This window comes from Parafrankia irregularis (assembly GCF_001536285.1).
In the GTDB taxonomy this organism is placed as follows: Bacteria; Actinomycetota; Actinomycetes; order Frankiales; family Frankiaceae; genus Parafrankia; species Parafrankia irregularis.
On the sequence record NZ_FAOZ01000008.1, the window covers coordinates 151,118 to 173,696 of the forward strand.

At 68.1% G+C, this 22,579-nt stretch carries 16 protein-coding genes and 1 pseudogene; 3 read left to right on the forward strand and 14 right to left on the reverse strand.

The window, feature by feature from the left end; genetic code table 11:
- Positions 1-556: 556 nt before the first annotated feature.
- From AWX74_RS42045 to AWX74_RS15420, 3 genes are read right to left on the reverse strand one after another with little or no spacing between them, the layout of a single operon-like run.
- Positions 557-1,708: a hypothetical protein gene (locus tag AWX74_RS42045; RefSeq protein WP_091277189.1), complete on the reverse strand. Its 1,152-nt coding sequence runs from the start codon at positions 1,706-1,708 to the stop codon at positions 557-559.
- Positions 1,705-3,573: a type IV secretory system conjugative DNA transfer family protein gene (locus AWX74_RS15415; RefSeq protein WP_091277191.1), complete on the reverse strand. Its 1,869-nt coding sequence runs from the start codon at positions 3,571-3,573 to the stop codon at positions 1,705-1,707. The genes AWX74_RS42045 and AWX74_RS15415 overlap by 4 nt, the downstream gene beginning before the upstream one ends.
- Complete coding sequence (locus AWX74_RS15420) at positions 3,570-4,322, reverse strand: RNA polymerase subunit sigma-24 (RefSeq protein ID WP_091277193.1); 753 nt, start codon at positions 4,320-4,322, stop codon at positions 3,570-3,572. The genes AWX74_RS15415 and AWX74_RS15420 overlap by 4 nt, the downstream gene beginning before the upstream one ends.
- Positions 4,323-4,761: 439 nt before the next feature.
- On the opposite strand from AWX74_RS15420, the gene AWX74_RS15425 reads away from it, so the two are divergent.
- On the forward strand, positions 4,762-6,492 hold the full coding sequence (locus tag AWX74_RS15425) for a hypothetical protein (protein WP_091277195.1): 1,731 nt from the start codon (positions 4,762-4,764) through the stop codon (positions 6,490-6,492).
- Positions 6,493-6,682: 190 nt separating this feature from the next.
- On the opposite strand, the gene AWX74_RS15430 is transcribed toward AWX74_RS15425, so the two are convergent.
- The 9 genes from AWX74_RS15430 to AWX74_RS15475 all read right to left on the reverse strand — a co-directional run bounded on the left by AWX74_RS15430 (position 6,683) and on the right by AWX74_RS15475 (position 18,325).
- Complete coding sequence (locus AWX74_RS15430) at positions 6,683-8,212, reverse strand: toll/interleukin-1 receptor domain-containing protein (RefSeq protein ID WP_091277197.1); 1,530 nt, start codon at positions 8,210-8,212, stop codon at positions 6,683-6,685.
- A 351-nt stretch (positions 8,213-8,563) separates the two neighbouring features.
- Positions 8,564-9,943 (reverse strand): IS630 family transposase, encoded by a 1,380-nt coding sequence (locus AWX74_RS15435; protein WP_193209640.1) that lies wholly within the window; start codon positions 9,941-9,943, stop codon positions 8,564-8,566.
- A 922-nt stretch (positions 9,944-10,865) separates the two neighbouring features.
- Positions 10,866-11,192 (reverse strand): hypothetical protein, encoded by a 327-nt coding sequence (locus AWX74_RS39500; protein WP_131799468.1) that lies wholly within the window; start codon positions 11,190-11,192, stop codon positions 10,866-10,868.
- 270 nt (positions 11,193-11,462) lie between these two features.
- Positions 11,463-11,858, reverse strand: a complete 396-nt coding sequence (locus tag AWX74_RS15450) for a hypothetical protein (RefSeq protein WP_131799469.1) — start codon at positions 11,856-11,858, stop codon at positions 11,463-11,465.
- A 199-nt stretch (positions 11,859-12,057) separates the two neighbouring features.
- Positions 12,058-13,323: an IS256 family transposase gene (locus AWX74_RS15455; protein WP_091277201.1), complete on the reverse strand. Its 1,266-nt coding sequence runs from the start codon at positions 13,321-13,323 to the stop codon at positions 12,058-12,060.
- A 296-nt stretch (positions 13,324-13,619) separates the two neighbouring features.
- Complete coding sequence (locus AWX74_RS15460) at positions 13,620-14,933, reverse strand: ATP-binding protein (RefSeq protein WP_226930784.1); 1,314 nt, start codon at positions 14,931-14,933, stop codon at positions 13,620-13,622.
- Positions 14,930-15,610: a recombinase family protein gene (locus AWX74_RS15465; RefSeq protein ID WP_091277203.1), complete on the reverse strand. Its 681-nt coding sequence runs from the start codon at positions 15,608-15,610 to the stop codon at positions 14,930-14,932. Before AWX74_RS15465 ends, AWX74_RS15460 begins: the two co-directional genes overlap by 4 nt.
- A 124-nt stretch (positions 15,611-15,734) precedes the next feature.
- Positions 15,735-17,285: an SCO6880 family protein gene (locus tag AWX74_RS15470; RefSeq protein WP_091277205.1), complete on the reverse strand. Its 1,551-nt coding sequence runs from the start codon at positions 17,283-17,285 to the stop codon at positions 15,735-15,737.
- A complete protein-coding gene (locus tag AWX74_RS15475; RefSeq protein ID WP_131799470.1) occupies positions 17,282-18,325 on the reverse strand; it encodes a TrbL/VirB6 family protein in 1,044 nt (347 codons plus the stop codon). The genes AWX74_RS15470 and AWX74_RS15475 overlap by 4 nt, the downstream gene beginning before the upstream one ends.
- A gap of 128 nt (positions 18,326-18,453) precedes the next feature.
- On the opposite strand from AWX74_RS15475, the gene AWX74_RS42540 reads away from it, so the two are divergent.
- Positions 18,454-18,759 carry a DUF3500 domain-containing protein gene (locus AWX74_RS42540; protein WP_207550337.1) on the forward strand — a complete coding sequence of 102 codons (306 nt, stop codon included), beginning with the start codon at positions 18,454-18,456 and terminating at the stop codon, positions 18,757-18,759.
- 494 nt (positions 18,760-19,253) lie between these two features.
- Positions 19,254-20,225 (forward strand): intradiol ring-cleavage dioxygenase, encoded by a 972-nt coding sequence (locus AWX74_RS15485; RefSeq protein WP_091277209.1) that lies wholly within the window; start codon positions 19,254-19,256, stop codon positions 20,223-20,225.
- 124 nt (positions 20,226-20,349) lie between these two features.
- On the opposite strand, the pseudogene AWX74_RS42050 reads toward AWX74_RS15485, so the two are convergent.
- Both AWX74_RS42050 and AWX74_RS15495 read right to left on the reverse strand, forming a co-directional pair.
- A pseudogene (locus tag AWX74_RS42050) lies at positions 20,350-20,544 on the reverse strand (transposase); the annotation flags it as partial.
- Positions 20,545-20,925: 381 nt separating this feature from the next.
- Entirely contained in the window at positions 20,926-21,249 is a 324-nt protein-coding gene (locus AWX74_RS15495; protein ID WP_091277210.1) for a hypothetical protein, read from the reverse strand.
- Positions 21,250-22,579 lie beyond the last annotated feature (1,330 nt).

The following is a 22,579-nucleotide window of genomic DNA, read 5'->3' on the forward strand; positions in this document are numbered from 1 at the left end:
GACCACGTCCTCCCCACGCCCGTGGGGGTGATCCGTACCTGATCAAGACTGGTTCGCGGCTCGGGATGTCCTCCCCACACCTGTGGGGGTGATCCGATCGAACCGATCAACAGGCCACACAACAAGGCGCTGGCTCTGCTCGTGAGATCCGACTGCAGTTGGTCGTGAGCGCTGACTGCACCGCATCGGGACCGGCGGCTTGTGCTCACGACTTCTGGATGAACCCCTCGTTGCCGCTCTTGACCGCTGCCAGCAGGCACTTCGCCCCGGCGCTGGAGGCACTGCAGTTCGCTCTCGCGAACATCGATCGGCAATCTTGATCGTGAGATGCGGTCGGATGGCGCGAACATCTGCAGCCCGTTCTCACGAACAGGCCAAAGGCGTCCTCCCCACGTCCGTGGGGGTGATCCGGCTTTGATGGCGGCCCGAGTATCTGCCTCATCGTCCTCCCCACGCCTGTTGGGTGATCCGAACATTGAGGTGGACAACACCATTTTCCGCCGGTGACGCAAATCGCAAGTACCCCGAGGGGTCGGCCTGGTTGCCATGTAGAGGATCAGAACGGGTCGATCCCGGGACCCGGGGGAACGATGTCCGCCGGGTTCCAGCCATAACTTGCGAGATCGACGGTGTCGGCCGTGTCCGCGTAACCGGGCCCGTCTGCGGCTTCCCCGGGATCCGGGGATTCGTCCGGGCGACCGGGGACGTGAGGCGTGCTCGGAGCAGGGGCTGCGGGGTCTGGCGGGGACCCTGGAAACGGAGTTGGCGCGCCTGGCGGACGGCGCGGTGAAACTGGCGTCGGCCCAGAAGCGTCAAGCGGGTCGCCGACTCCGGCGGTGGGGCCGGTCGCCGTGAAAGGTGCGGTGGGTGAGGCGCCTTCTCGGACCGGTGGTTCCTCCGGCCCGGCCGGTGTGGGGTCGGGATGCTCCGGGATGTCCACGAAGACCGGCGTTGCGCTCGGAGGGTCAAGCAAGCCGGGGAGCTGGTGGGGGATGTGGCGGGCGGCGAGGGCCGCGACGGTGACCTGGGGTTCGCGGCCGTTGAGGTGAGGGACGTGGCGGCGCAGGTGCTGGAGGAGTTCGTGGCGGGGCAGCATCAGGGCGCTGGCGAGGTCGCGGCTGTGGACGGTGATCCAGCCGTGGTAGGGGTCTCCGACGGTGGCGGAGTCGCCGTGGTAGTCGAGGCTGACGGCGGCTGGCGGTGCGGCCGGGTGGAGCGGTTCGGCGTGATGCGCGGGCTCGCGGGTGGTGTCGGTGCGGGCGAGGTCGATCTGGAGGGCTCGTTGCGCGGCGTGGTAAGCGGCTTCGGGTGTCTGGTAGGGGCCGCGGACGATCAGTGAGGTGCGGGTGATGCCGTGGAGATACCCGAACCAGGAATGCACCGTCTGTGGCTGCTGGGTGTCAGGCGGCCCTGGCGCAGACCAGACGTTCGCGGTCAGCTCGCGCTGCGGCGTCGGGGATTCGGCGGCGAACTGCAGGACGTCGCCGACGTCGGTCAGGCCGGGGACGAAGCCGCGCCCGCCGGGTCCGATCGCCCAGTGGTCTGCTCCCCAGCCGTGCGCGGAACGGGAGTCCGGCCACAGGGTGGCGGCGCGGACGTTCCAGCCGGGCGGCGGACGGAACGGCAGGTCGAGGACGACCGATCCGGCGGCCACCCGGAAGGAGTGGAACGGGGTGTTGTCCGGTGCGGTCGGCGAGGGCAGGCTCACCAGAGCCGCCGGTGGCCCCGGGGCCGTTTCCGACGCGCCCGGCCGCCACTCGGATCACGATCTTGCTGGGGCGGTGGCGGAAGCCCGGCGGCAGGCCTCGACCATTCCCGGAATACGTCCCACGGTGCTTCCCCGGCCAGGTCACCCGTCGGGAACGTCGTCCCCTGGCCGGCCCGGGCGGTCGGGAATCCCGGCGGGGTGTCACGGTCGTCGGTGCTGATCCGGCCGCGGGCGGCGGCCTGGCGGGCGAGGTCACCGTGGGAGAGCCGGCGGCCGGTCGCGAGGGCGTGGAGGTCCTCGTCCAGGTACCAGTAGCGGCCGAACAGGTGGGCGGGCGGCAGGGTGTTGTGGACGAGCAGCGCCTGGCCGGGGGCGACCTGGCGCAGCAGCGCGGAGGGCAGCAGTTCCACCCGGGTCGGGCTGCGTGAGACCCCGCGCCGGCCGGCCGGACCGCCCAGCCCGGTGCTGTCGACGGAGGTGGACGTCTGCAGGATGTGCTCCTGGCCGAGCAGACCCGCGGCGTAGTCGAGGGTGGAGCGGTCGGAGAGGCCGGCGAAGAACACCTTGGTGACCGCGTTGGAGATGACGACGTCGGCCTTCGGGCCGTAGGCGGCGTCGATCTGGGCCTTGCTCTGGTAGATCAGCAGCAGTTGGATGCCGATGCCGGCGCAGGTGGAGATCCGCCCGGGCAGGTTACGCATCGGCCAGTTGCCGGCCTCGTCGACGACGACGAGCAGCGGCGGGTCCAGCGGGGTGCCGGTGTGGCCGACGTGGCTGTAGGCCTGGCGCATCAGGTCGTCGAGCAGGCCACCGAGGACGGGGGCGAGGCGTTCGGCGTCGTCGAGGTCCGCGCTCAGGTACAGGGTGTTCGCCGCCCGGCCGTCGGGGCCGCGGTCGAGCAGCCAGTCGAGATCGATCTGGGACACCGCGGCGGAGGCGGCGATCCGCGGCTCCTGCCAGGGCTGGATCATCTGGCGGGCGACGAGGTAGGTGGACGAGACCTGCTTGCGGTCGTTCGCCCAGATCCCTTCGAAACCGGCGAAAACCTGCGCGCCGTCGGTGGCGATGGCCTGGTCTCGGTGGGACGCCAGCGGGTTCAGCAGGCCGCGGACGGTGTCCCGGTCCATCCTGACGACCCAGCCGACAACCGTGTCCATGCCGAGGTCGACGGTGGCCGCGGTCCAGAACAGCTGGCCGAGCAGGTCTTCGGCCGCGGACGTCCAGAAGCTCATATCGCCGGAGGAGGTGGACGTCCACGAGGTGGCGTTCGCGATCGAGCGGGCGGCGCGGCGCGCACCGGCCAGGGTGCGGGCCGCGCCGAGCGGGGACCAGGACGCACCGAGCTCACCGGTGGCCCCGGCGGGGTCGAACACGGCGACGTCGCCGAGCTGGCGGCGCCGGGCGATCGTGGCGCCGAGCAGGTCGTTCTTCACGCTCAGGGCGATCAGTGGACCGTCCCATTCCAGGATGGCGGGGATCGCCAGGGCGGCGGTCTTGCCGCACTGGGACGGGCCGAGGACGATCACGCTGCCGCGCGGGCCGCGGCGGCGCTGCGCGCGTCGCACCAGCCAACCTGGCACCGCCGGGTCCAGCGGGCTGTGGGAGTCCTCGGTGGCGACGAGCCGTCCACGGGGGCTGCCGACCCGGCCGATGATCATCCGTCCGCGGCGAGGGGCACCCACCCACAGCGCGGCCAGATCCGCCGGGCGGGCCAGCCGGGCTTCGGGATCGATCCCGAGCCGGCGCCGGTCCGCCACCCCCGCCCGGTCGCGGACCATCACCAGCGCCGCCAGCCCACACAGCAGGGCCAACACCACCAGCGGCAGGACGGTTGCCGCCCAGGAGCCCAACGGTCCTGGACTCATGCCGCACGTCCGTCCGGCCGGGCCTGCCGACTGCCGGGCCGGTGGTGTGGGTACGCCTTTGCACCGGCGCCGGCGGCCCGCGGCGATGCGCTTCCGGTGCTGTCGCGCAGACCGAGCAGGGTGGCGAGTTCCGTGACGGCCCGCTGCCTGCGCAGCCGAACCGCCCGGTCGGTCACGCCGTCGCGGGCGGCCACCTGATGCGAGCTCAGGCCGTCGATGCCGAACTCGACCAGGATGTTCAGCGCGGCGTCCGACAGCCCGAGGCGACGTCCCGCGGCCAGCAGGTCCACCAGCTCCAGCAGCGGGTCCCCGACTCGGTCGTCGTGGGAAGCGGACGCGGTCCGGTGGATCGTCAGGTGTTCGGCGAGCACCGGTGGCGGGACCAGAGTCGTCAGCCGATCCACGAGCCGCTGGCGACCGAAGACCGCGCGCTCGGTGTCGAGAACGATGTTGATCCAGGTCTTCTCGGGTCGGCGCTCCACCGGGTAGGTCGTGACGACGATCCACGCCGAGGCCAACAACTCGTCGAAGACCGTGTCGAAACCGCGGCCGGCGGTCCGGCAGTGCGCCGCGGTCTTCATGACCAGTGCCGGGACCACCCGGGCAACGGCGACCCTGGCGGCGGCGACGTCCCCCTGCGTTGCACGGCACAGCAGGAACAGCAGCCGGCCGTTCGCCACGACGTCGGGGACCGACCGGTCACGGCCGCAGCCGTCGACTACCTCCTCAGCCCCGGTGAGCCCGGCCATCAACGGGGATGCCTCCTGCCACCGGCGCACCGCATCGATCGAGTCCGCGCTGTCCGTCCAAGCGGCCCAGTCACGCCGCCACCGCGCCAGGCACGGCGACACAGACCGGTTCTGGGTCCCATGAGCGGTATTCGCGCCCGTGGAGATTCTTTTCGTCATGACCGCGCAGGCTCGCGACCGGTGTCCCCGCGCCGTTCCCGGACGAGCTCCCCGCCACCGTCCGCTCGGCTTTCTCCACCGGTGTTCTCGTCGCCCCCACGACACCCGTGCCGGGATCCTTCCCCATCAAGGCCTCGAGCGACGTCCGGGCGTTCGTGACTTCGTGGCGTCGTTCGCTTCCAGCGGGGCTCCCGCAGGCGCTTCCTCCTGCGTGCGTGTCCCGCGCACCACTCCCGCGGCTCACCGACGCCTACCTGCGCGGGGAAGGACCCGAGACATCGTGGTGAACAACGATGCCAGCCAGCCCGGCCAGCGCCCCCCAGGTACGGCGCACGTCGAGATCCAGGTACCCGCGGGCGGATGGCGGTTCCGCCGCTCCCCCGGTAACACCGGCCGCATCACCGCGGAACTCGTCATCCGAGGCGAGAACCCGGCGGACAGAATTTCCGTCTACGGCGCCGAATCAACCCCGTGGGGCATCGAGACACAGCTCGGGTTCCCCATTCCCGCCACCGTCCGGGAGGCGCTACGGCTCATACCTCCCGCGGCCACGAACCCAGGGCTCAGGATCTCGGCACCCGCGCCTTGGATAGGCGCGAGCGACTATCAGCCCACACGCGCCAGCATGGTCCACCTCCCCGACACGTTCAACGTCTTCACCTACGGAACACTCCTCCACATAAAACCGCCGATACGCACCTGGGAAGAGGGGCCGTACCGCATCGACGTAGTCGGCACCGAGCTAACCTTCGAAAACCGGGATAGCCCGACTCTGCAGGTCGCGTACCGTATCTGGCACGACCAGCGCGTCGTCTTCGCCTCCGGTGATCTTCCAGTGCCCATCGGCTCCGGCATCCAGGCAGACGCCACCCTGCGAAGCATCGCCGACCATGCGCTCACAGCAGGAACCGGTCGGGAGCCAACCGACCTGCAACGAGAATTTCTCGCGAAACACAGCGCCGAGCTCCGCTCCGTGCTCACCCCACCGACTGCGCCATACCCGATCGGAACACGGGTGAAGGTCCGAGGCCTGGCCGGTGCCACACCTGCCAGTGGCATCATCACCGACGCGATCGTCGACGACGACGGCTCGCTGCACTACGGCTGGCGCCCCGACGTCGCACGCCTTCCCGGCCACCCCATGGGGCAACACCTCGATCAGCAGCTCGTCGCCCCGGCGCAGAACGTCCAACCCACTTTGCACTCCCCCGACGCGGGCCTCAGCAGCACCCAGGAAGCCGAAGTCCTCGTCTACGGCGCCAGGGTCCGTGCCATCGACGACCCCCGATTCGCCACCGGAACCGTCCTGCGCGCCATCCTCAAACCCGGCGGTCAGCCGACCTACGACATCCAGCCCGACCAGAGCTCGTACGCGCCGATCCGCATCCACGCCGCCGACGTCGAACCAATCGCCGGAACCGCCTGGCCCACCCTCCAGGCCCTCCTCGACGCCCGCGCCGACGCCGGCATCTCCCTCGAATCCGGCGAGCTCCTCATCACCCTGCGCGAAGCCACCTTCGTCCGCGACGGACCCACCGGCCCGCTGCCCGCCTTCCCCCCGCAGGAATGGCCGTCCCAGGACCCAATTCTTGACCCCGAATCACCCGACATTCCCATCTCAGCCCCGCCGCACCGCGGGCACCCGACCCCCACCCCGGCGCCCAGAATCGTCATCGAGGATGACTACACCCGTGTCTACGACCCCCGCCACGAACTCCTCATCGCCCACAAACAGCCATTCGAAATCGCCATTTCCCAGCCTCGAGAAAAACTTGTCGAACTCCTCAACACCCTCCCAGATCTTCACCTCGGCGGGGACGAATCTCTCGTCACCCTCGCAGCCCTGGCCGCCCAGCACATGCCCGACGAAGTCAACTCCATCTTCACGGCAGGACCAGTAGCGGACACGAGAAACCCGGGCCAGGTCCCCGCTGCCGATCCAGACTTCGACGATATTCACCCTCCATCGGCAGGCGATACAGAGCCACCCGACATAGATCTTGACCTGTAGAGCTACTGTAGAGCGGCCAAGGTTTCTGACCGCACACCCGACGCCAACCGGACCCACGTTCGCGTTTCTCACGCGCGGGCCGCCACAAAAATCCGTGCAGCCTTCCAGTTCGATACCAGGCCGAGAGCCACGGCCACCCGCACTCAGACGCCTTCCTGTCCCGATCCGATCTTTCGGCGAGGAATGGGGGTCAAACCATTTGCCACAACCGAACCATACCGCCACTGCTCGCGATAGCGAGGAGGCGGCCGTCTGGCGAGAATGCCACCGATTGCGCACTGCCGGGCAATGGCCGACCGAGTAAGCGAGGAGCCTCCGGGTCGCCCACATCCCACACCCCCGTCCCATCACCGCCGCCACCTGCGAGGGTGCGGCCGTCCGGGGAGAATGCCACCGACAGTATTCTGCGAGTTTGGCCGTTCACGAGTGGCTGACCGAGAGAACGCGGGTTGGCCGGATCGGTAACATCCCACAACCGCACCACCTCGTCCGCGATGGCAAGGACACCACCCTCTGTGGAGAATGCCATCGACATGACCGGCCACTCGGTGCCATTGCGGCCGTTCAGTATCGAGCCGAGGCAGCTGGGGGAGGTCGGATCGGTGGTGTCCCACAACCACACCGCGCCGTCATCGCTGCCACTGGCCAGAATGTGGTCGGTCGGAGAGAACGCCACCGGCCGCATTCCGCGAGTTTGGCCGTTCATGAGTGGCTGACCGAGAGAACGCGGGTTGGCCGGGTCGGTAACATCCCACAAGCGCACCATCTTGTCCGCAGTGACAAGGACACCGCCGTCCATGGAGAAAGCGGCCATCAGCGAGTGGGAAGTGCCCACAAATAGTCGGAACATCGTTGCCGGCTTGCTGTGGTGGGTCAGCGTCCCACCAATCCGACGCGGGGATGCCGGGTCCGTCACATCCCACAGCCGCAGGCTGAGATCGTTAGCGATAGCCAGAATCGTGTCATCTGGGGAGAATGCCACCAACGCCTGGGTGGCGAAGCCGGAAGCGCTGCCGAGCGAGTCACCGAGCTTGCGGGGAGCCTCCGGATCCGTCACATCCCACAGTTGCACCTTCCCGTCGTTATTGCTGGCGCTGGCAAGGGTGCGGCTATCCGGGGTGAATGCCACGCCGTGGCCGGCGAGCGGCTGACCAAGTGGACGGGGCCTGGGTGGCCTGTGAACGGCGAGTCCTGCTGCCCGCGGCTCCTGTGCCGCCGGGGGAAAGATCGGTTCTGCTGCCGGTTTCACACGGCCTGCAAGGGCTGTCGCGATCGTATCGAGGAGATGTTGGCGGGCGACGTCGGCTGAGCGGCCGAACAGGTCGATCGATACGATTTGGCTGAGTAGCCCCGGGCGAGGGCAGTCCTCTAGCCGGATCGGTAGCAGCTTACGGGCGAAACCGAGAGGATCTGCCGCGTGGGCGGCCTGCCACTCACTCTGCCCGTAGACCGACTTCAAGTATTCGGTCGACAGCAGGGCGATGGTACGCTGCGCGTGGACGACACCCTGCTGCATGCGGACCGCCCAGTTCGATCCGGGAACGAAATCCCAGGCCTGGACGAGCACCCGGTAGTCGGCGGCCTCCAGTTGCCAGGAGATCCATTCGGCCCAGCGCTTGTCGGCAGCAGTGTAGGAGACGAAGAAGTCCCACCGCGGTGCGGGGTCGCTGCCGTCTTCACTTCCGAGGACGTCCCCGGCCCGATCCCCTGTGCTACCCATATCTCCTTAGCTTGCCATCCGCACCTCGGGCTCCGGTCATCAGTCCGTGACTCCAGCGCCAGCGGTGACCTCGAGGCGCCGTTGACGGCTTCTCCGCTGGTGTGAACTACGCGAGCCAGGTCGGATTTGCACGCACAAACGCGGCGCGTAGCCGCAGCTCGCGGACCTTCTCCCACGCCGGTCCGGGCGGCAGCTCGGTTCCACCTTCGATGGTGACTAAATGTGATCTAACCGGGTCCCGCCCGCGGAGATCCGTAGTCACATGGAGGTCGTCCGAGACGACGTTGTCACCGCGAGGCGTCGTCGCTCGCGGCTCGATGGGGCAGCAAGGGCGCGAAGAGCGATCCCGATCTAGTGTCCTGCGCCTGAAGTTTCAGGGTCTTCCTTTTCCTTGTTGTCGTTGCTGGTCGGCAGGGCGATCTTGTTGAGGTAGTCGGCGAGGGAGGTGAGGATCTCGTCGGCGGTCTTGGTCCAGGTGAAGGGCCGGGGGTCGCGGTTCCAGGTGTCGATCCAGGCGCGGATGTCGGCTTCGAGGGCCTGGACGGAGGTGTGGACACCGCGGCGGATGAGTTTGTCGGTGAGCAGGCCGAACCAGCGTTCGACCTGGTTGAGCCAGGACGAGCCGGTCGGTGTGAAGTGGACGTGGAAGCGGGGGTGGCGTTCCAGCCAGGTCCTGATCTCGGCGGTGTTGTGGGTGGCGTAGTTGTCGCAGACCAGGTGGACGTCGAGATCGACCGGGACGGCCTTGTCGATGCAGGTCAGGAAGCGGCGGTACTCGATCGCGCGGTGGCGGCGGTGGAGTTCGCTGATGACGGTGCCGTCGGCGATGTTGAAGGCGGCGAACAGGCTGGTGATACCCCGGCGCAGGTAGTCGTGGGTGCGTCGTTCGGGCATGCCGGGCATCATCGGGAGCACCGGTTGGGAGCGGTCGAGGGCCTGGATCTGGCTTTTCTCATCCACGCAGAGCACGACCGCCTTCTCCGGCGGGTTGTGATACAGGCCGACGACGTCGACGACCTTCGCGACGAACTGCGGGTCGGTGGAGAGCTTGAAGCTGTCCTGCAGGTGCGGTTTGAGGTCGAACCGTCTCCAGATCCGCCCGATCGTCGAGGGTGACAGGCCGGTGCGTCTGGCCATCGATGCTCGGGACCAGTGCGTGTCCGCGCCGGGGGCGGATTCCAGGGTCGCGACGATGACGTCCTCGACCTGGTCGAGCAGGATCGAGGGTGGCCGGCCGGTCCGCGGCTCGTCGGACAGGCCGGGGAGACGCTGCTCGGTGAACCGGGTCCGCCAGCGCAGCACGGTCGACTCGTCGACACCGAGTTCGTCGGCGACCCGCCGGTCGGTTCCTCCCTCGGCGCAGCGCAGCACGATCCGTGCCCGCAGCGCGAGGAACTGCGCGGTCTTCGCCCTGCGCGTCAGCCGCTCGAGCTCGACACGCTCGGCCTCGGACAGCACAAGCTCGGTGGCCTTTGAACGGCCGGACGGGGCGGCGTCGTCCAGGCCGGCCAGCCGGTCGCGGGCGAACGACCGCCGCCACCGGCCCGCTGTCCGCAACGACACCCCGACCGCCGCGGCGACCTGCACGTTCGACAGGCCCTCCGCTGCTGCCAGCACGATCCGAGCCCGCTCGGCCGCACGGCGGTCGACATCCTCGACCCGCCGGTCCAGCTCGACACGCTCATCCTCGGACAGCACGATCGGTACGGCGGCAGGGCCAGAATGCGCCATACCAGACAGGGTACTATTCACCTGCGAAACTTCAGGCGCAGGACACTAGTGCCGCATCAGGCAACGTTCGCCCGGTCGACGATCCGCTTGAGTTGCTGATCGTGGGAGTGGTTGTTCCGCCAGATGATGTACCGGTGGATCATGCTGGCCTGGGCACGGTGGTTGCTGTGGTCGGTTCCGTCCAACGCAAAGTAGCGCAGGGCGGTGAACTGGGCCTCGCAATGGTTGAGCCAGGAACTGTCGGGGCGTAGGCGATCTCGACGTTGTTCGCCGTGGCCCAGTCCCGCCCCGACTGTCGACGCGGGTCGTCAGGTGCGGGCTGTAGATGCCCCTATGACGTGTCAAGCGGCTTGCAGTGTGGCAGACGGGTCCGCTCGGATGTGCCGGTAGGTCTCACGAGCGACATAGCGTTCAAGGCAGCGGACGATCTCACGTTTGGACTTACCTTCGGCCGCGCGTCGTTCCAGGTAGACACGGGAGTGGCAATCCCAGCGGAGCCGGCTGGTGACAATGCGGTAGAGCGCGGCGTTCGCCTGTCAGTCGCCGCGATCTTCACCGGGGTCATGCCTGCGTCGAGAGCTGGACCATCTACGCTCGTCCAGCAGAGCACCGACGTGTTGCTACGCTACGCCGGCCCGCACCGAGCCGAACACCGACCGCCCCGCCCGCCGTGGGGCGTGACATGACCATCCGTCGCCGCAGCTGACTGCCGGGGCGACGATGTGGCGATGCTACGAGGTGCGTAGCATCGCCGCATGCGCGATAGGTCGACCGAATATCCCTCGACGGTGTTGGCCTCTCGGACCGCGCCGGCGATCAGGCTGTCACCGGCTATGCGGACGCGCTGACCTATGTGCTGCAGGCCGCGAGCGATCCGCCCGCGTCTCGATCACCAGCCAGCCGCTCCGCGAGGGCGGCTCACTCACCCACTTTCCGGGTCAGTTGATTCTTTGATCGTCCAGAAATCAGAGCTGCGGGGAGGCGCCGGGCGCACGTTCCAGGACGACCGGTCCGCGCTGCGACTCCAATCTCGGACATCTTCATCAAAATAGATGAAGAGAGCCCAGTAGTAACTGTCCTCGTGGAGTATTATTTCGCTGCCCTCGAGAAATTCTTGATTTTCCCACTGTGCGTTTATGCGCGCAACAGCTTCAGCTCTGCCGATATCGAAAAGTTTCGTCATTTCAATTGCAGTCTCGCGAAGCAGATCAATTACTTCGTCGGTAGCTCTCGCGAGAAATTCAGGCAATTGACACCTCACTGCAATCCGGCATCTAGAATCCATCCCGTATCGTCGAAGAAGACAACCTGATTGCCACCCCAATCCGGGCGAGCCCCCTTTATGAATTTTCCCGGATTCATGAGCATCGGACCTTCGCCAATATCATACGGAGTGTCGGAGCGACCACGGCGGTATCCGCGAGATGAATGTCGCGCGAGTAGCGGGAAGGCTCTACTCGGACGCCCGGAGGCCCCACTGGAAGCAGTTCAGTGGGGCCTCATGCTTTAGAGAAAGGTGCTAGTTCCGGAGGCCAACACTGTCCTGTTGACTCCAGACGCTGGAATTCTCCAACGTCATCGCTTGGACCTCCTGAGCCCCAGCCACGAAGACTGCCCACCATAGTTCTTCACACGGAATGTGCGCCTCACCCTCTGTGTCGACCCAGATGCAGACGACCTCGTCGTCGACAACGGTAATATCCCACCACGACCATTTTCTAAGATCGGGATCGAAGCGATAGATCCACTCCCCGGCATCCCAGGCGCGGTCATCCCTTACCTCTAGGTATCGACTCTTCCCAGCACTGCCGACAGCATCGCCATATGCCCTATCCTCACTGCCATCCGACAGCTTCAAGAACCACGATGGGAGCCCATCCTCCGAGACGTCGTCGCGCTCAAAGTCAGCAGCCATGCAAATCTTGATGGCCGCAGCGAGCAGACTCCGGAGACGCCCCGAATACGCGTCGGCATCCGCTACAGGCCTAACTACCAGCAAGCCAAGGAGGCTGATCGGATCCTCGGAGGGACGCTGCGCAAGGCGTCGCCCCTCATTCTCAAGATCGGAGAGTGTCCGATGACCGGTGGATCGGGTCGTGGCGGTTGGTGATGGGTTAGTTGGTGGTGGTCGGGGTGAGGCGGCCCTCGAAGGTGATCGCGAGGGCGTTCAGCGCGGGCTTCCATCTGATCATCCAGCGGGCCCGGCCACGGCCGGTGGGGTCCAGGGCCCGGGTGACCAGGTACAGGCACTTCAACGCGGCTTCCTCGCTGGGGAAGTGACCGCGGGCACGGACAGCACGCCGGTAGCGGGCGTTCAGCGACTCGATCGCGTTCGTCGTGCAGATCACCTTCCGGATCTCCACGTCGTAGTCGAGGAACGGGATGAATTCTTCCCAGGCGTTGCGCCACAGCCGGATGATGGCCGGGTAGCGGTCGCCCCAGGTCTCGGTGAAATCAGCGAAACGTGCCTCGGCTGAGGCCACGGTCGGTGCAGTGTAGACCGGCTTGAGGTCCTTCGAGATTTTCTCCCAGTCCTGTCGGCCGGCGTAACGAAAAGAATTCCTGAGAAGGTGGATGACGCAGGCCTGGACGGTGACCTGCGGCCACACCGTGGTGATGGATTCTGGGAGGCCTTTCAATCCGTCACAGACGGCGATGCACACGTCCTCGACACCCCGGTTGCGGATCTCGGTGAGGACCTGGAGCCAGTACTTCGCGCCTTCGTGGCCGTCGCCGGCCCACAGGCCCAGGATGTCCCGCTCGCCGTGCACGGTCACCCCCACGACGGCGTAGAACGGCCGGTTGGCCACCTGGCCGTCGCGGACCTTGACCACCACCGCATCAACGAAGATCACCGGGTAGACGCGGTCGAGGGGCCGGTTACGCCACTCGGTCATCTCGGCGACGACCTTGTCGGTGATCCGAGAGATCGTGTCCTTCGACACCGACGCGCCGTAGACCTCGGCGAAATGCGCCGCGATCTCACCGGTGGTCAGCCCGCGGGCGGACAGGGACAACACGATCTGATCGATACCGTTCAACCGGCGCTGCCTTTTACGCACGATCACCGGCTCGAAACTGGCGTCCCGGTCCCGAGGAACATCGATCTCGACCGGGCCGATCTCGGTGAGGACCGTCTTCGTGCGGATCCCGTTCCGGGAGTTCCCGTTGTCACGGCCGGCCGGGTCTCGTTTGTCGTAGCCCAGGTGCGCGCTCATCTCCGCTTCCAAAGCGGCTTCGAGCACGGTCTTCGTCAGCCCGGTCAGCAGGCCCCCGGGTCCGACGAGGTCCACACCCTCGGTCCGGGCTCGTTCCACGAGCTCGGCGGCCAGCTGCTGGTGATCGATCGGGGTCGGCATGGGATCGAGCGTCCCGCTCATGATCGTCCCTTCGCGCCGAGTCAGCCTCGGCGGCACGGGCCAGACCACACCCACCGTTGATCGGACACTCTCCACGGCGACGCGGCCAGGCCTTGCAGGCGGTTCTGACGCAAAATCTGCGGACAAGAGAACTGATCTTTAAGGATCGAGGGGGCCGCGTTCGCGGAGCAGGCCGCCGCCGAGTTCAACGTGCGGCCCGCAAGGTCCTCGACGGAGAGCTGGAAGGCGGGCGCCCGTAATCGCCTCGTCAGTATCGGCAAAGGTGGCCCACTCCCAGGGGGCGACGATGTGGTCGACTACGGCTGCCCTGCTTCCGATCTTCCACAGGGCCTGGAGTGGGTCGAGGTGGCGCAACAGGGTGGTCTCGGTGCTGGTGAGGCCGAGGTCGGCCAGGAGCCTGCGCGCCTGTTCGGGTTCTGGTGCATAAAGACCCGGGCCGAGGTGGTGGTGAGCAGCCCTTCGGCGATCTTGCCTGCGGCGGCACCGTCGTCGACCTGGGAGCTCAGGTCGGCCAGGGCGTGAGTGATGAGGATGTTGGCGGTGCCCCACTGTCGGCCCAGGCGCCACTGGTCCTGCAGGAAGCGGGTGATGGCCAGGTCTTCGAGCGCGATCCAGCCTTCGTCGAGGATCACGAGCTTCGGCCGGTCGGGCTGCTGGTACATGACGCCCTGCAGCCAGCCCGCGGCCGCCGCGAGAACGAGCTTGAGGGTGCGGCGGCGCGTGAGGAGCGCCGACAGGTCGAGCACGAGCCCGGGGCTGTCTGTCCAGCCGAGATCGACGCTGGTGGCTGTATCACAGATGCCGCGTAGGTCGTGTTCGACGAGCATCGCGCAGGCGTCCAGCAGGGGGCGCCGGCGTTCGGCGAGGTCCGCGGGTGTGGTGTCCAGCGCCGTGGCGAGGGCCGCGGGCGGATCGGCCAGCAGGTGTCGCAGGTCGGTCAGGGTCGGGCTCGCGGCCGAGGCCGGGATAGTGCTGGCGAGGTGACGCAGTGCCTCGTGGAGGAGACGCTGCTCGCCTGCGGCCAGTTCCGTCCTCGCGAGCGCGATCGCGAACAGGGTGTTCGCGACGGTCACCCGCTGCGCGAGCAGCTCGGTGACGGTGAGGGTGTGCTGGGCAGGGCCACGGTCGAACGGGTTGACGATCAGGTCCCCGCCGGGGCGCAGGCGCAGGGAGGACCAGCCCAGCGCCGTGCCCAGGGCCGTCCACTCGCCTTTCGGGTCGATGACGGCGACGAACCGGTTCGGGGTGAGCGCGGTCGAGCGGTAGACGTAGGTCTTGGCGATGGCGGACTTGCCGTAGGCGCCGGCGCCGCAGATGACCATGTTGGGGCCGTGGAGCAGGCCGGCGGCGTAGGCGTCGTGGAGGTCGAAGAAGAAGCCGCCGCCTGCCAGGCGGTTCGCGCCCAGGAAGGCGCCCGTCGCGCCGGTGTCGGCTTCCACGGTGAACGGGTAGGCCGAGCACAGGTGGGCTGTGGTGGCCAGGTCGCGGGGCAGGGTGAGCCGGCGGTCTCGGAGGTGCGCCGGCAACAGGGCACGGTTCGTCCGCGGCAGGCTCAGTGGTCGCCGGGCGCCGGCGCGGTGACGCTGGTGCCGGCGCCCGACCCCGGTCACGGCAGCTCCGCGACGATCTGGGACGGGATGTCGGGGCCGGCGCGACGGATCGCGGGCAGCAGGAACGTCGCCTGGGCGCCGGGCAGGTTCTGAGCGTGGGTGAACACCAGCTCCGACACCAGCGGTTCGTGGGCGTCGACGCAGACGACCCACTGCGCGGGGTCGGCCCGGCGGCCACCGCTGGTGCGGCCCCAGACCTGCCATCCCATGTACACGGGGTTCGTCACGATCCGGCGCACGGAGTCGGGCGTCCACAGCCGTGACCGGTCGGTGCCGTTTCCCTGCGGGGTCAGGGCGGCGGTGATGAGCTGGTGGGCAATCAGCGCATAACTGCGGAACTGGCACGCACGCAGATGGAAGATCAGGGTGATGGTGGGTGCGGTGACCGGGTCGCGGTGGAGACGGCGGCGTAGATGCGCTCGCCCAGCCCCGTCCAGAATCGGCACCGGCAGCGCACGGTAGCCGAAGGGGACCGGGCCGAGGTGATAGCCGGCACGGACCAGGTCGGCCTGTGCCCGCTGCCCCGCCCGGCCCAGCTCCGCGTGGTACTCGGAGATGATCGTCTCGCGACGAGAGGCGCGCCGGGAGGCGATCGGGTGTGCCCATCGCCGTCCGCGTGGACCGTTGCCCGGCCGGGACGTCGTCGCCGGGAGGCTGGTGGTGTCGTGGGGACCCATCCGAACTGTCTCCTGTCTGTCGACCTGTCGAACCGTCGAAGGATGCGAAGCCCGCGGACCGGACAGCGCCGGGCCGCAGGGGGCAGCGGGAACCCTGCTCAGCGGTCAGGGCGTGTGCGCGCAGTCAGAACGAGCCGCGAAGGAGGCTGGGGGCCGGCCCTCGTCCGGTGGGTAGCGTCGCGGCCCAGGCAAGGTCGTGACGGCCGTGCAGGGGGCGGATCTCGCCGATGCCCGCGAACGCCGCGGCGTTGACGAGCTGGCGGCTGGCGTCGTCGAGCTCGTCCCGGGTGGGTGCGGCGACGTCGACGAGCGCGAGGAAGCCGTACTCCGCGTGGCCGGCGTGCAGCTCGGCTTCCCGTTCGTCCACCTGCTGCTGAGCCCCCGTCAGATGGGTCGGCACCCGGAAGCCGTGCCTTTCGCGCACCGTTATCCGGCTTTCGACGTCCACCGCATCGGTGTTGATCCGCCGGCGGGAGGAACGCGCGGAGAGCGGTTCCAGCAGGAAGGCGACGGTGCGCGCGCAGGTCGGCTCGAACAGCAGCGGATCCAGCCAGCCGGGGCGCAGGCTGGTCACCGGCCACTGCGCCACCCAGAAGGCCCGATGCCACACGTCGTCGACACGCACGGCGTCCCAACGGGTGTGTATCGACAGTGGTCCGGCGTGGACGCCCTCCAGGACGCTGGCGGTGCCCGTGTGCTGGGCGAGAGTGCGTCGCAGACCGGCGAGCGTGCCGGCCACGGACGGATCGGCGCGCAGGCGCAGCGCCTCGGCGATCTCGACTGGCGAGGCGGGCTCGCTGACGACGAGGCCGGCCGCGCGGCATCGATCGGCCAACGTGCTCGCGGACTCCAGCGCGGCGCCGGTCGCCTCCGCTCCCCCGCGGCCAGGCAGCCGGCGGATGTCGAGTGACAGCCACAGCCGCAGGTCGTGGCGGGTGAGTGTGGGCGCGGCGGTCTCGAGCAGCTGCTGGTAGTCCTCCGCGGCGCGGGTGGGCCCGGGGCCCGCCGAGGCCAGGTCGGGACGCCGGTCACGCAGCCAGTGCAGATGCTCCGACGGTGGCGCCGGGCCGGACCAGAGCGACCAGCCGAGCCGCAGCATGCCGCGGTCTCTCGCCGTATGGGCGAGGACCTGAGCCCAGGCCGACAGGCGACGGTGCTGGTCCGCGGGTTCGAGCAGCCCGAACTCGCTGCCACGGCAGGTCAGCACGACGGTGAGTGTGCCGGCCCGCCGGTCGTGGATCAGGCCGACCGGGGCGACGCTGTCGGTAGTTCCCCGGCCGGCATCGCGGGGTGCGGTGACGATTCCCAGGCCGCGCAGCGGCGGCGGAAGAAGCCGGCCGGCGTCGTCGTCCGCTCGCGTCTCGGCCGCCGGAGCTCCGGCAAGGAGCGGCAGCGGGGCGGTCCAGCGGTCGCGGGCCGTGCCCCGGCGTGCGAGGTGCCGCACGGCCAGCGGAACGGCTTCGTGGATGGAGCCGCCTCCCGGCGCGGGCGCGAAGGCGACCAGCCCGCATCCGGCGGCGACGGCGATCCCGGCGACCACGCTGCCGGTCAGCAGCGGCAGCACGATCAAAGCGGTGAAGCCACCTGCGGTCAGCAGCAGCGGCACCGTTGCGATGCCGAAGTGGGTCCCGCCGGCGCGGCGGCGACCGAGCCGGAACAGCGGCGGGGCGGTCACGACCGGGTCCTCGGGCCCGCAGGGCCGCGCCGGCCGCCAGGTCCTTGCCGATCAGGGCGTGGCGGTGGCGGTGGCGGCGGATCATCGGCCGGGGCGGCACGCCCGCCCGGTGGCCGATCGCCCAGCACACGCTCCGCCAGCACCGGCCCGCTCTGGCGATTCACCGACCCGGGTATGCCGGCCTGGCCCGCCCCCCGCCGTTGATCGCCCAAACCGTCGCTCTCGCGGGTCATCGGACGAGTGGACCGGCTCGAGGAGGACCCTGGACCGGCCAGCGTCCGAGGAGGGCCCAGCCCACCCTCACGGTTGCCCCCACTGCCGGGCTTGCTCCCCGATCCGCCGGACCCGCTCCGAGCGCGACCGGCCAGCGCGGAGCCGAAGTACGCAAGCTGCATGGCCTGCATACCGGCGCGGAACGGCGCGCGGGAAAGCCCCTGCGCGATCATCGCCTGTTCCGCCATCGGCACCAGACGCCAGATGATCCACGGCACGAACGCGGCGATCAGGACGATCGCCAGCCCGACGAACGTCTCGCCCCACACGCTCTCGTCGGGTGACGGTCGGCCAAGGCCGGGGCGGCCGAGGTCGAAGCCGACCCGGAGCGCGACGAACACCCCCGGCTTGATCAGGATCACCGCGACGACCAGTTCCACGGACTTGCGCGCCGCCGCCTTCGCCGCGGGCATCGTCATTGCCATAAAGGACAGTGGTGCAAGCGCGACCACAACATAGATCAGGCTGTTGCGGACCACGAGCTCGAGATAGATCAGCGCGATTCCGAGGTAGACGATAACGACAGGAATCAGGCGGCCGATGGTCCCACCTATCCCCCCGTCGAACGGCACCAGGAAGTCACTCGCCAAATCCGGGTCGCGCAGCTCGCCACCGAGAACCCAGTCCGCCATCACATCGGAAATCGCGATGAGCTGGTCAACAATCCACGGGAAACCCAGAATGGTAATGACAGCGACATCGCCATTTGAAGTTCGTGTTCCCCACGCACGTGGGGAGGATGAGAATTGGACGACGCTCCGACGCACCGAATAGGCGGCCGGTTCGACGCACCCGGGTGGGGTGCCGACCGGAGGGAGGCAGGGCCCCATCCCGGTGCGCGGTCGGGCCGGACGGGGTCCCGTTCGGCGCGGCGTGTGCGGCGCTCTCGGTCTCGATGTCCGGCCTGGTCGGGCTTGGGGTTGCCGCTGGGCGGGGATCGCACTGGGGCCGCCAGCGCGGGCGCGACCCCGGGCTGTACGGGCTTAGACTCTTCGGCCGCCCCGGAAGGGACCGTGTCTGGGCCTGGCGGTTCGGCGGCCACCACATCTCCCTGAACTACTTGGTCATCGACGGACGACTCGTTGCGACAACCCCCTTGCTTCATCGGTGCCGACCCGGCAAGGAGCGAGCTCCTGGGAAGCACCCTGTGCCCTCTTCAAGGTGCCGAAGATGCAGGACACCAACCGATACGGATATTTAGGACACACCAATTCCATCGAGCGCTGCTCCATCCGTCGGCCATGTCCAACATCGTCTCCGTGACAATTCTGTTCTCTGGATCATCGGCCGGTGGTGATGGGGCCTCTCCGCGGGGCCTGCATTGGGCGCCGCCGGACCCGTGTGAATCGCGCTGGGTGACCAATATGGCCGCATCGCATGGCCCGTAGCTACGGTGCCGGTCGATCTCGCGCTGATGAAGCTCAACGTGGTGCTCTGGCATGCGAGGCAGGCGCCCGGCGGCGCACGCGCCTGCCCGCCCTGATCTCGAATCCGCGCGCTGGTCGATGAGGGCGCAGGCTTCCCGAGGGACGGCCCGGCCTGGCCGGGGAGACCGCGGATGTGGTGGATCTGCGGGCTGGTGACTACCGATGCGACGCTGGCATGCACAGCAATCGCACAGCTGGCGCACAGTGCGGGCACGGTGCATCGGGTCACGCTGAACAGCAGGATCAGCCGGTCTCCGAGGGAGTGCACATGGTGGGCAAGCGGAAGGCGAGCCGAATCCGGACGTACGAGGGGCGTGCCTTGGCCCGGCCCGAGGAGGACATTGTCGATCAGGGGCTGGGGTTCGATGTCGGGACGTTGGTAAGTCGGCGGCGGATGCTTACCTTTCTCGGTGTGGGTGCCGCGGCAGCGGGTCTGGCTGCCTGCACACCGGGTGAGGTCGGGTCCTTGGGGTCGTCAGGCACGACGACTACCGCTACGGCTACCGCGGCGGCGAATGCGGCCGTCGGGGAGATTCCCGAGGAGACAGCAGGCCCCTACCCGGGCGACGGGTCGAACGGGCCAGACGTGCTGGAACAGAGCGGTGTGGTCCGCAGCGACATCCGGTCCAGTTTCGGCGGGGCGACAGGCACCGCCGAGGGCGTTCCCATGACTCTGGTGCTCACGGTCACCGATCTTGCGAACGGTGGCACGCCTTTCGCCGGAGTGGCCGTGTACGTGTGGCACTGTGACCGCGAGGGTCGCTACTCCCTGTACTCCGAGGGCATCACCGACCAGAACTACCTGCGCGGGGTCCAGGTCACCGACGCCACCGGCACGGTCCGCTTCACCAGCATCTTCCCGGCCTGTTACTCGGGGCGCTGGCCGCATATCCACTTCGAGGTCTATCCCGACCAGGCCAGCATCACCGACTCCACCGCGGCGATCGCCACCTCCCAGGTCGCGCTGCCCCAAGGCGTCTGCGCCACGGTCTACGCCGAGCAGGGCTATGAGGCGTCGGTGACGAACCTGGCGCAGGTCAGCCTCTCCAGCGACAACGTCTTCGGTGACGACTCGGGCGCCAGCCAGCTCGCGACCGTGACCGGCGACGTCACCAGTGGCTACACGGTCGCCCTCGCCGTCGGTGTCGACACCACAACCACCCCAGGTAGCAGCGGGGCATCCGGCGGCCAGCCCCCGTCCGGCGCGCCCGGAGGGCAGCCTCCGGCCACGGCGAGCTGACCGACCCACCGAAACAGAGGAGAACACCGATGAACCTCGGAGCCGCGGAAATCGGCCTAATTCGATGGCCATGAGTGTGCCATGGTGGCTCACTCATGGCGACGGTCCAGGCGGTGTGGTTGGCGAGCTGGTGTTTGACGTGCGCCCAGCCTCCTTCGCTCGGGTTGAGTTCAGGGGCGTAGGCGGATAGCGCTACGACGGTCAGCCAGGCCGTGTGGGCGGTGAGGAACTGCCGCATGGTCTGGCTGCGGTGGGTGTTGAGGTTGTCCCAGCACAGGCTGATCGGGGCACGGAGCTGGTGGTGCGCGGCGGTGATCAGCGTGGCGTAGTCGTTCTCGGCGAAGCTGCGGCGTTCCCCGGGCCGGACCCAGGGTTCTGGTCAGGTCCAGGTCCCCGATGTGCCGGTCCTTGACCTCGACGAGGCCAAGGACCGGCTCGGGCCCGACCTCGACGCGAAGAAACGTTCAGCGGACCGTCCTTCCTCGCGGCCCACTTCCTCCGTGTCGACGTGGCGGGTTCGGCGAAACTCACCCACTCCGTGGGCGCCGGTCATGTAGTGCCGCGTCTTCACCTGTGCCTCTGCTGGACATAGGCCGCATCCGGGCCAGCCCCCGTACTCATGAGGCCGTGTCGCGGCCGGGCGGGCACGCCAGGTTCGGGGCTGCCGTTCCCTGCCACGCCCGCCCGGTATCCGAGGTGGCTACTCGCGGCCGAACGGCTGGCCCTGCCGCCCCTGATCAGCCTGCTCACCGCCGAAACGCTCGCCGGACTGCCCGCTCTGGCCAACACCGACGCCGACGCCGACCAGTTCTCGCAGCCGGTTCTCGACGTACCGCTCGCTGTGGTTGGACTTGTCGGCGATCCGCGCGATCAGGTCATTGACACCCGTCGCGGCATCCACATCCGATGCGCTGATCTGGCCGAACTGGTCGAGCAGACGGTAGCGAAGCTGCCGCCAGTTCTGACGCAGCTGCTGCTCCACCTGCCGACGCTGCTGCTGCTCCTGCTGCTCCTGCTGAGTCATCGCACTCCTCTTTCGCCTCAACATTTATTCTCTGGAAACGACCCGGGGGGAACGCTACCCAGCGGTTCACTGATTCGCGAGCCCGACCGTAGCAGCGGCGTGGCTACCGCCATCGCGCGCAACGGGAGCGTCTCACACTACAATCCCACATAGGACCATGAAATCGATGGGCATGCTGCCCGTAAAGAATAGTCCTGTCCGAGCTCAGGCGATCCCCCGGCGGCGGGGCCACGATCACACATATACTTCGTTCCGCTCGTCTGCGATATACCATGCCACGGAGGCCGCCGCTGCGATCATGGTAACGGCGGCAGGAGGCGAAGGACCGGCACAAGTCGCCAGCACCGGTCTAGACCCACGGAAGACACGAATCTCGAGCGCCCGGCCGGGAACAGGGGAATTCTTATCCGGAGCCGTCAAGGAGGGGGCGCGGAGAACAGGTGTGGGGCCGCCGGAGCGGGTTCACATACCGGGAGATCGACCTCTCGGAATAAAGCACGACCTCCGTGGGATCAGCTTCCAAAAGACCGCCATTTCTCCCTTCCGGCTCGCAGCTTTACCCGAGGATAACTTCCATTATTTTCAGCGCGCCCCCCGAGCCCTTCGTGGACAGCCTTCGACCATCACTCGGGATGACAGCTAGGATTCCGCTTCCTCCTAGAAGTCGGAGAGTCCACCCGCTCCGACGCCGGCCCCGCCAAGGTTGGCCTGCCCAGCCCTGGCGGGGTGGGCCTGAAACCATCACATTTGACATCGCCAGAGCAGGCGGACGTTGCCGAGAGCGGCACTAGCGATGTCAAATATGCTGATCATCGGTCCGCATCGTCACTGTTTTCAAGGTGGGGCGTTGTTTGGGTCAATGGACGAGGCGCTGCCCGGTTGTACGCGCAGGATCGTGCGGCTCCCCACCCCGGTCTGCCACGGTTCCTGGCGCCGCGCAGCCCCTCTCGACACAGACGTCGCCGACAGTCCCCTCCCCCGCGACAGCGGATCCCTCGCCCCGACAAGCCGGCGTGGCCCGCCGATCCTCGCCGACCGGCAGCATCCGCCGACCAGCAACCGACGAACGCACCCGCAATACCCTGACGCAGTCTCACCTTCTACGCGCCGCATAGTTGACATGCCAGGGTCCCGGCAGGCCCCTTTATCCGGGTCCTTCCGCCCATCGTTCAGGTAACCCACACGCACAAATCGCGTCTATGCAGCGCATGCATCAACCGTCCACCGCCATGGCGCGGGAGACCACACGCGGCCACGATGTGCACCGCGTCACCGCTCGAGACCTTTAGCCTCGTTCTCCGACTCCTGCCGGCCGCCCCGACGGCGTTGC

Excerpts from the sequence above, each read along its gene's own strand:
- AWX74_RS15415 (WP_091277191.1), bottom strand. The coding sequence starts at position 3,573 with ATGAGTCCAGGACCGTTGGGCTCCTGGGCGGCAACCGTCCTGCCGCTG.
- AWX74_RS15435 (WP_193209640.1), bottom strand. The coding sequence starts at position 9,943 with ATGGCGCATTCTGGCCCTGCCGCCGTACCGATCGTGCTGTCCGAGGAT.
- AWX74_RS42540 (WP_207550337.1), top strand. The coding sequence starts at position 18,454 with ATGTCCGGCCTGGTCGGGCTTGGGGTTGCCGCTGGGCGGGGATCGCAC.
- AWX74_RS15465 (WP_091277203.1), bottom strand. The coding sequence starts at position 15,610 with ATGGGTCCCCACGACACCACCAGCCTCCCGGCGACGACGTCCCGGCCG.
- AWX74_RS15420 (WP_091277193.1), bottom strand. The coding sequence starts at position 4,322 with ATGGCCGGGCTCACCGGGGCTGAGGAGGTAGTCGACGGCTGCGGCCGT.
- AWX74_RS15450 (WP_131799469.1), bottom strand. The coding sequence starts at position 11,858 with ATGGCTGCTGACTTTGAGCGCGACGACGTCTCGGAGGATGGGCTCCCA.
- AWX74_RS15455 (WP_091277201.1), bottom strand. The coding sequence starts at position 13,323 with ATGAGCGGGACGCTCGATCCCATGCCGACCCCGATCGATCACCAGCAG.
- AWX74_RS15495 (WP_091277210.1), bottom strand. The coding sequence starts at position 21,249 with ATGACTCAGCAGGAGCAGCAGGAGCAGCAGCAGCGTCGGCAGGTGGAG.
- AWX74_RS15485 (WP_091277209.1), top strand. The coding sequence starts at position 19,254 with ATGGTGGGCAAGCGGAAGGCGAGCCGAATCCGGACGTACGAGGGGCGT.
- AWX74_RS15430 (WP_091277197.1), bottom strand. The coding sequence starts at position 8,212 with ATGGGTAGCACAGGGGATCGGGCCGGGGACGTCCTCGGAAGTGAAGAC.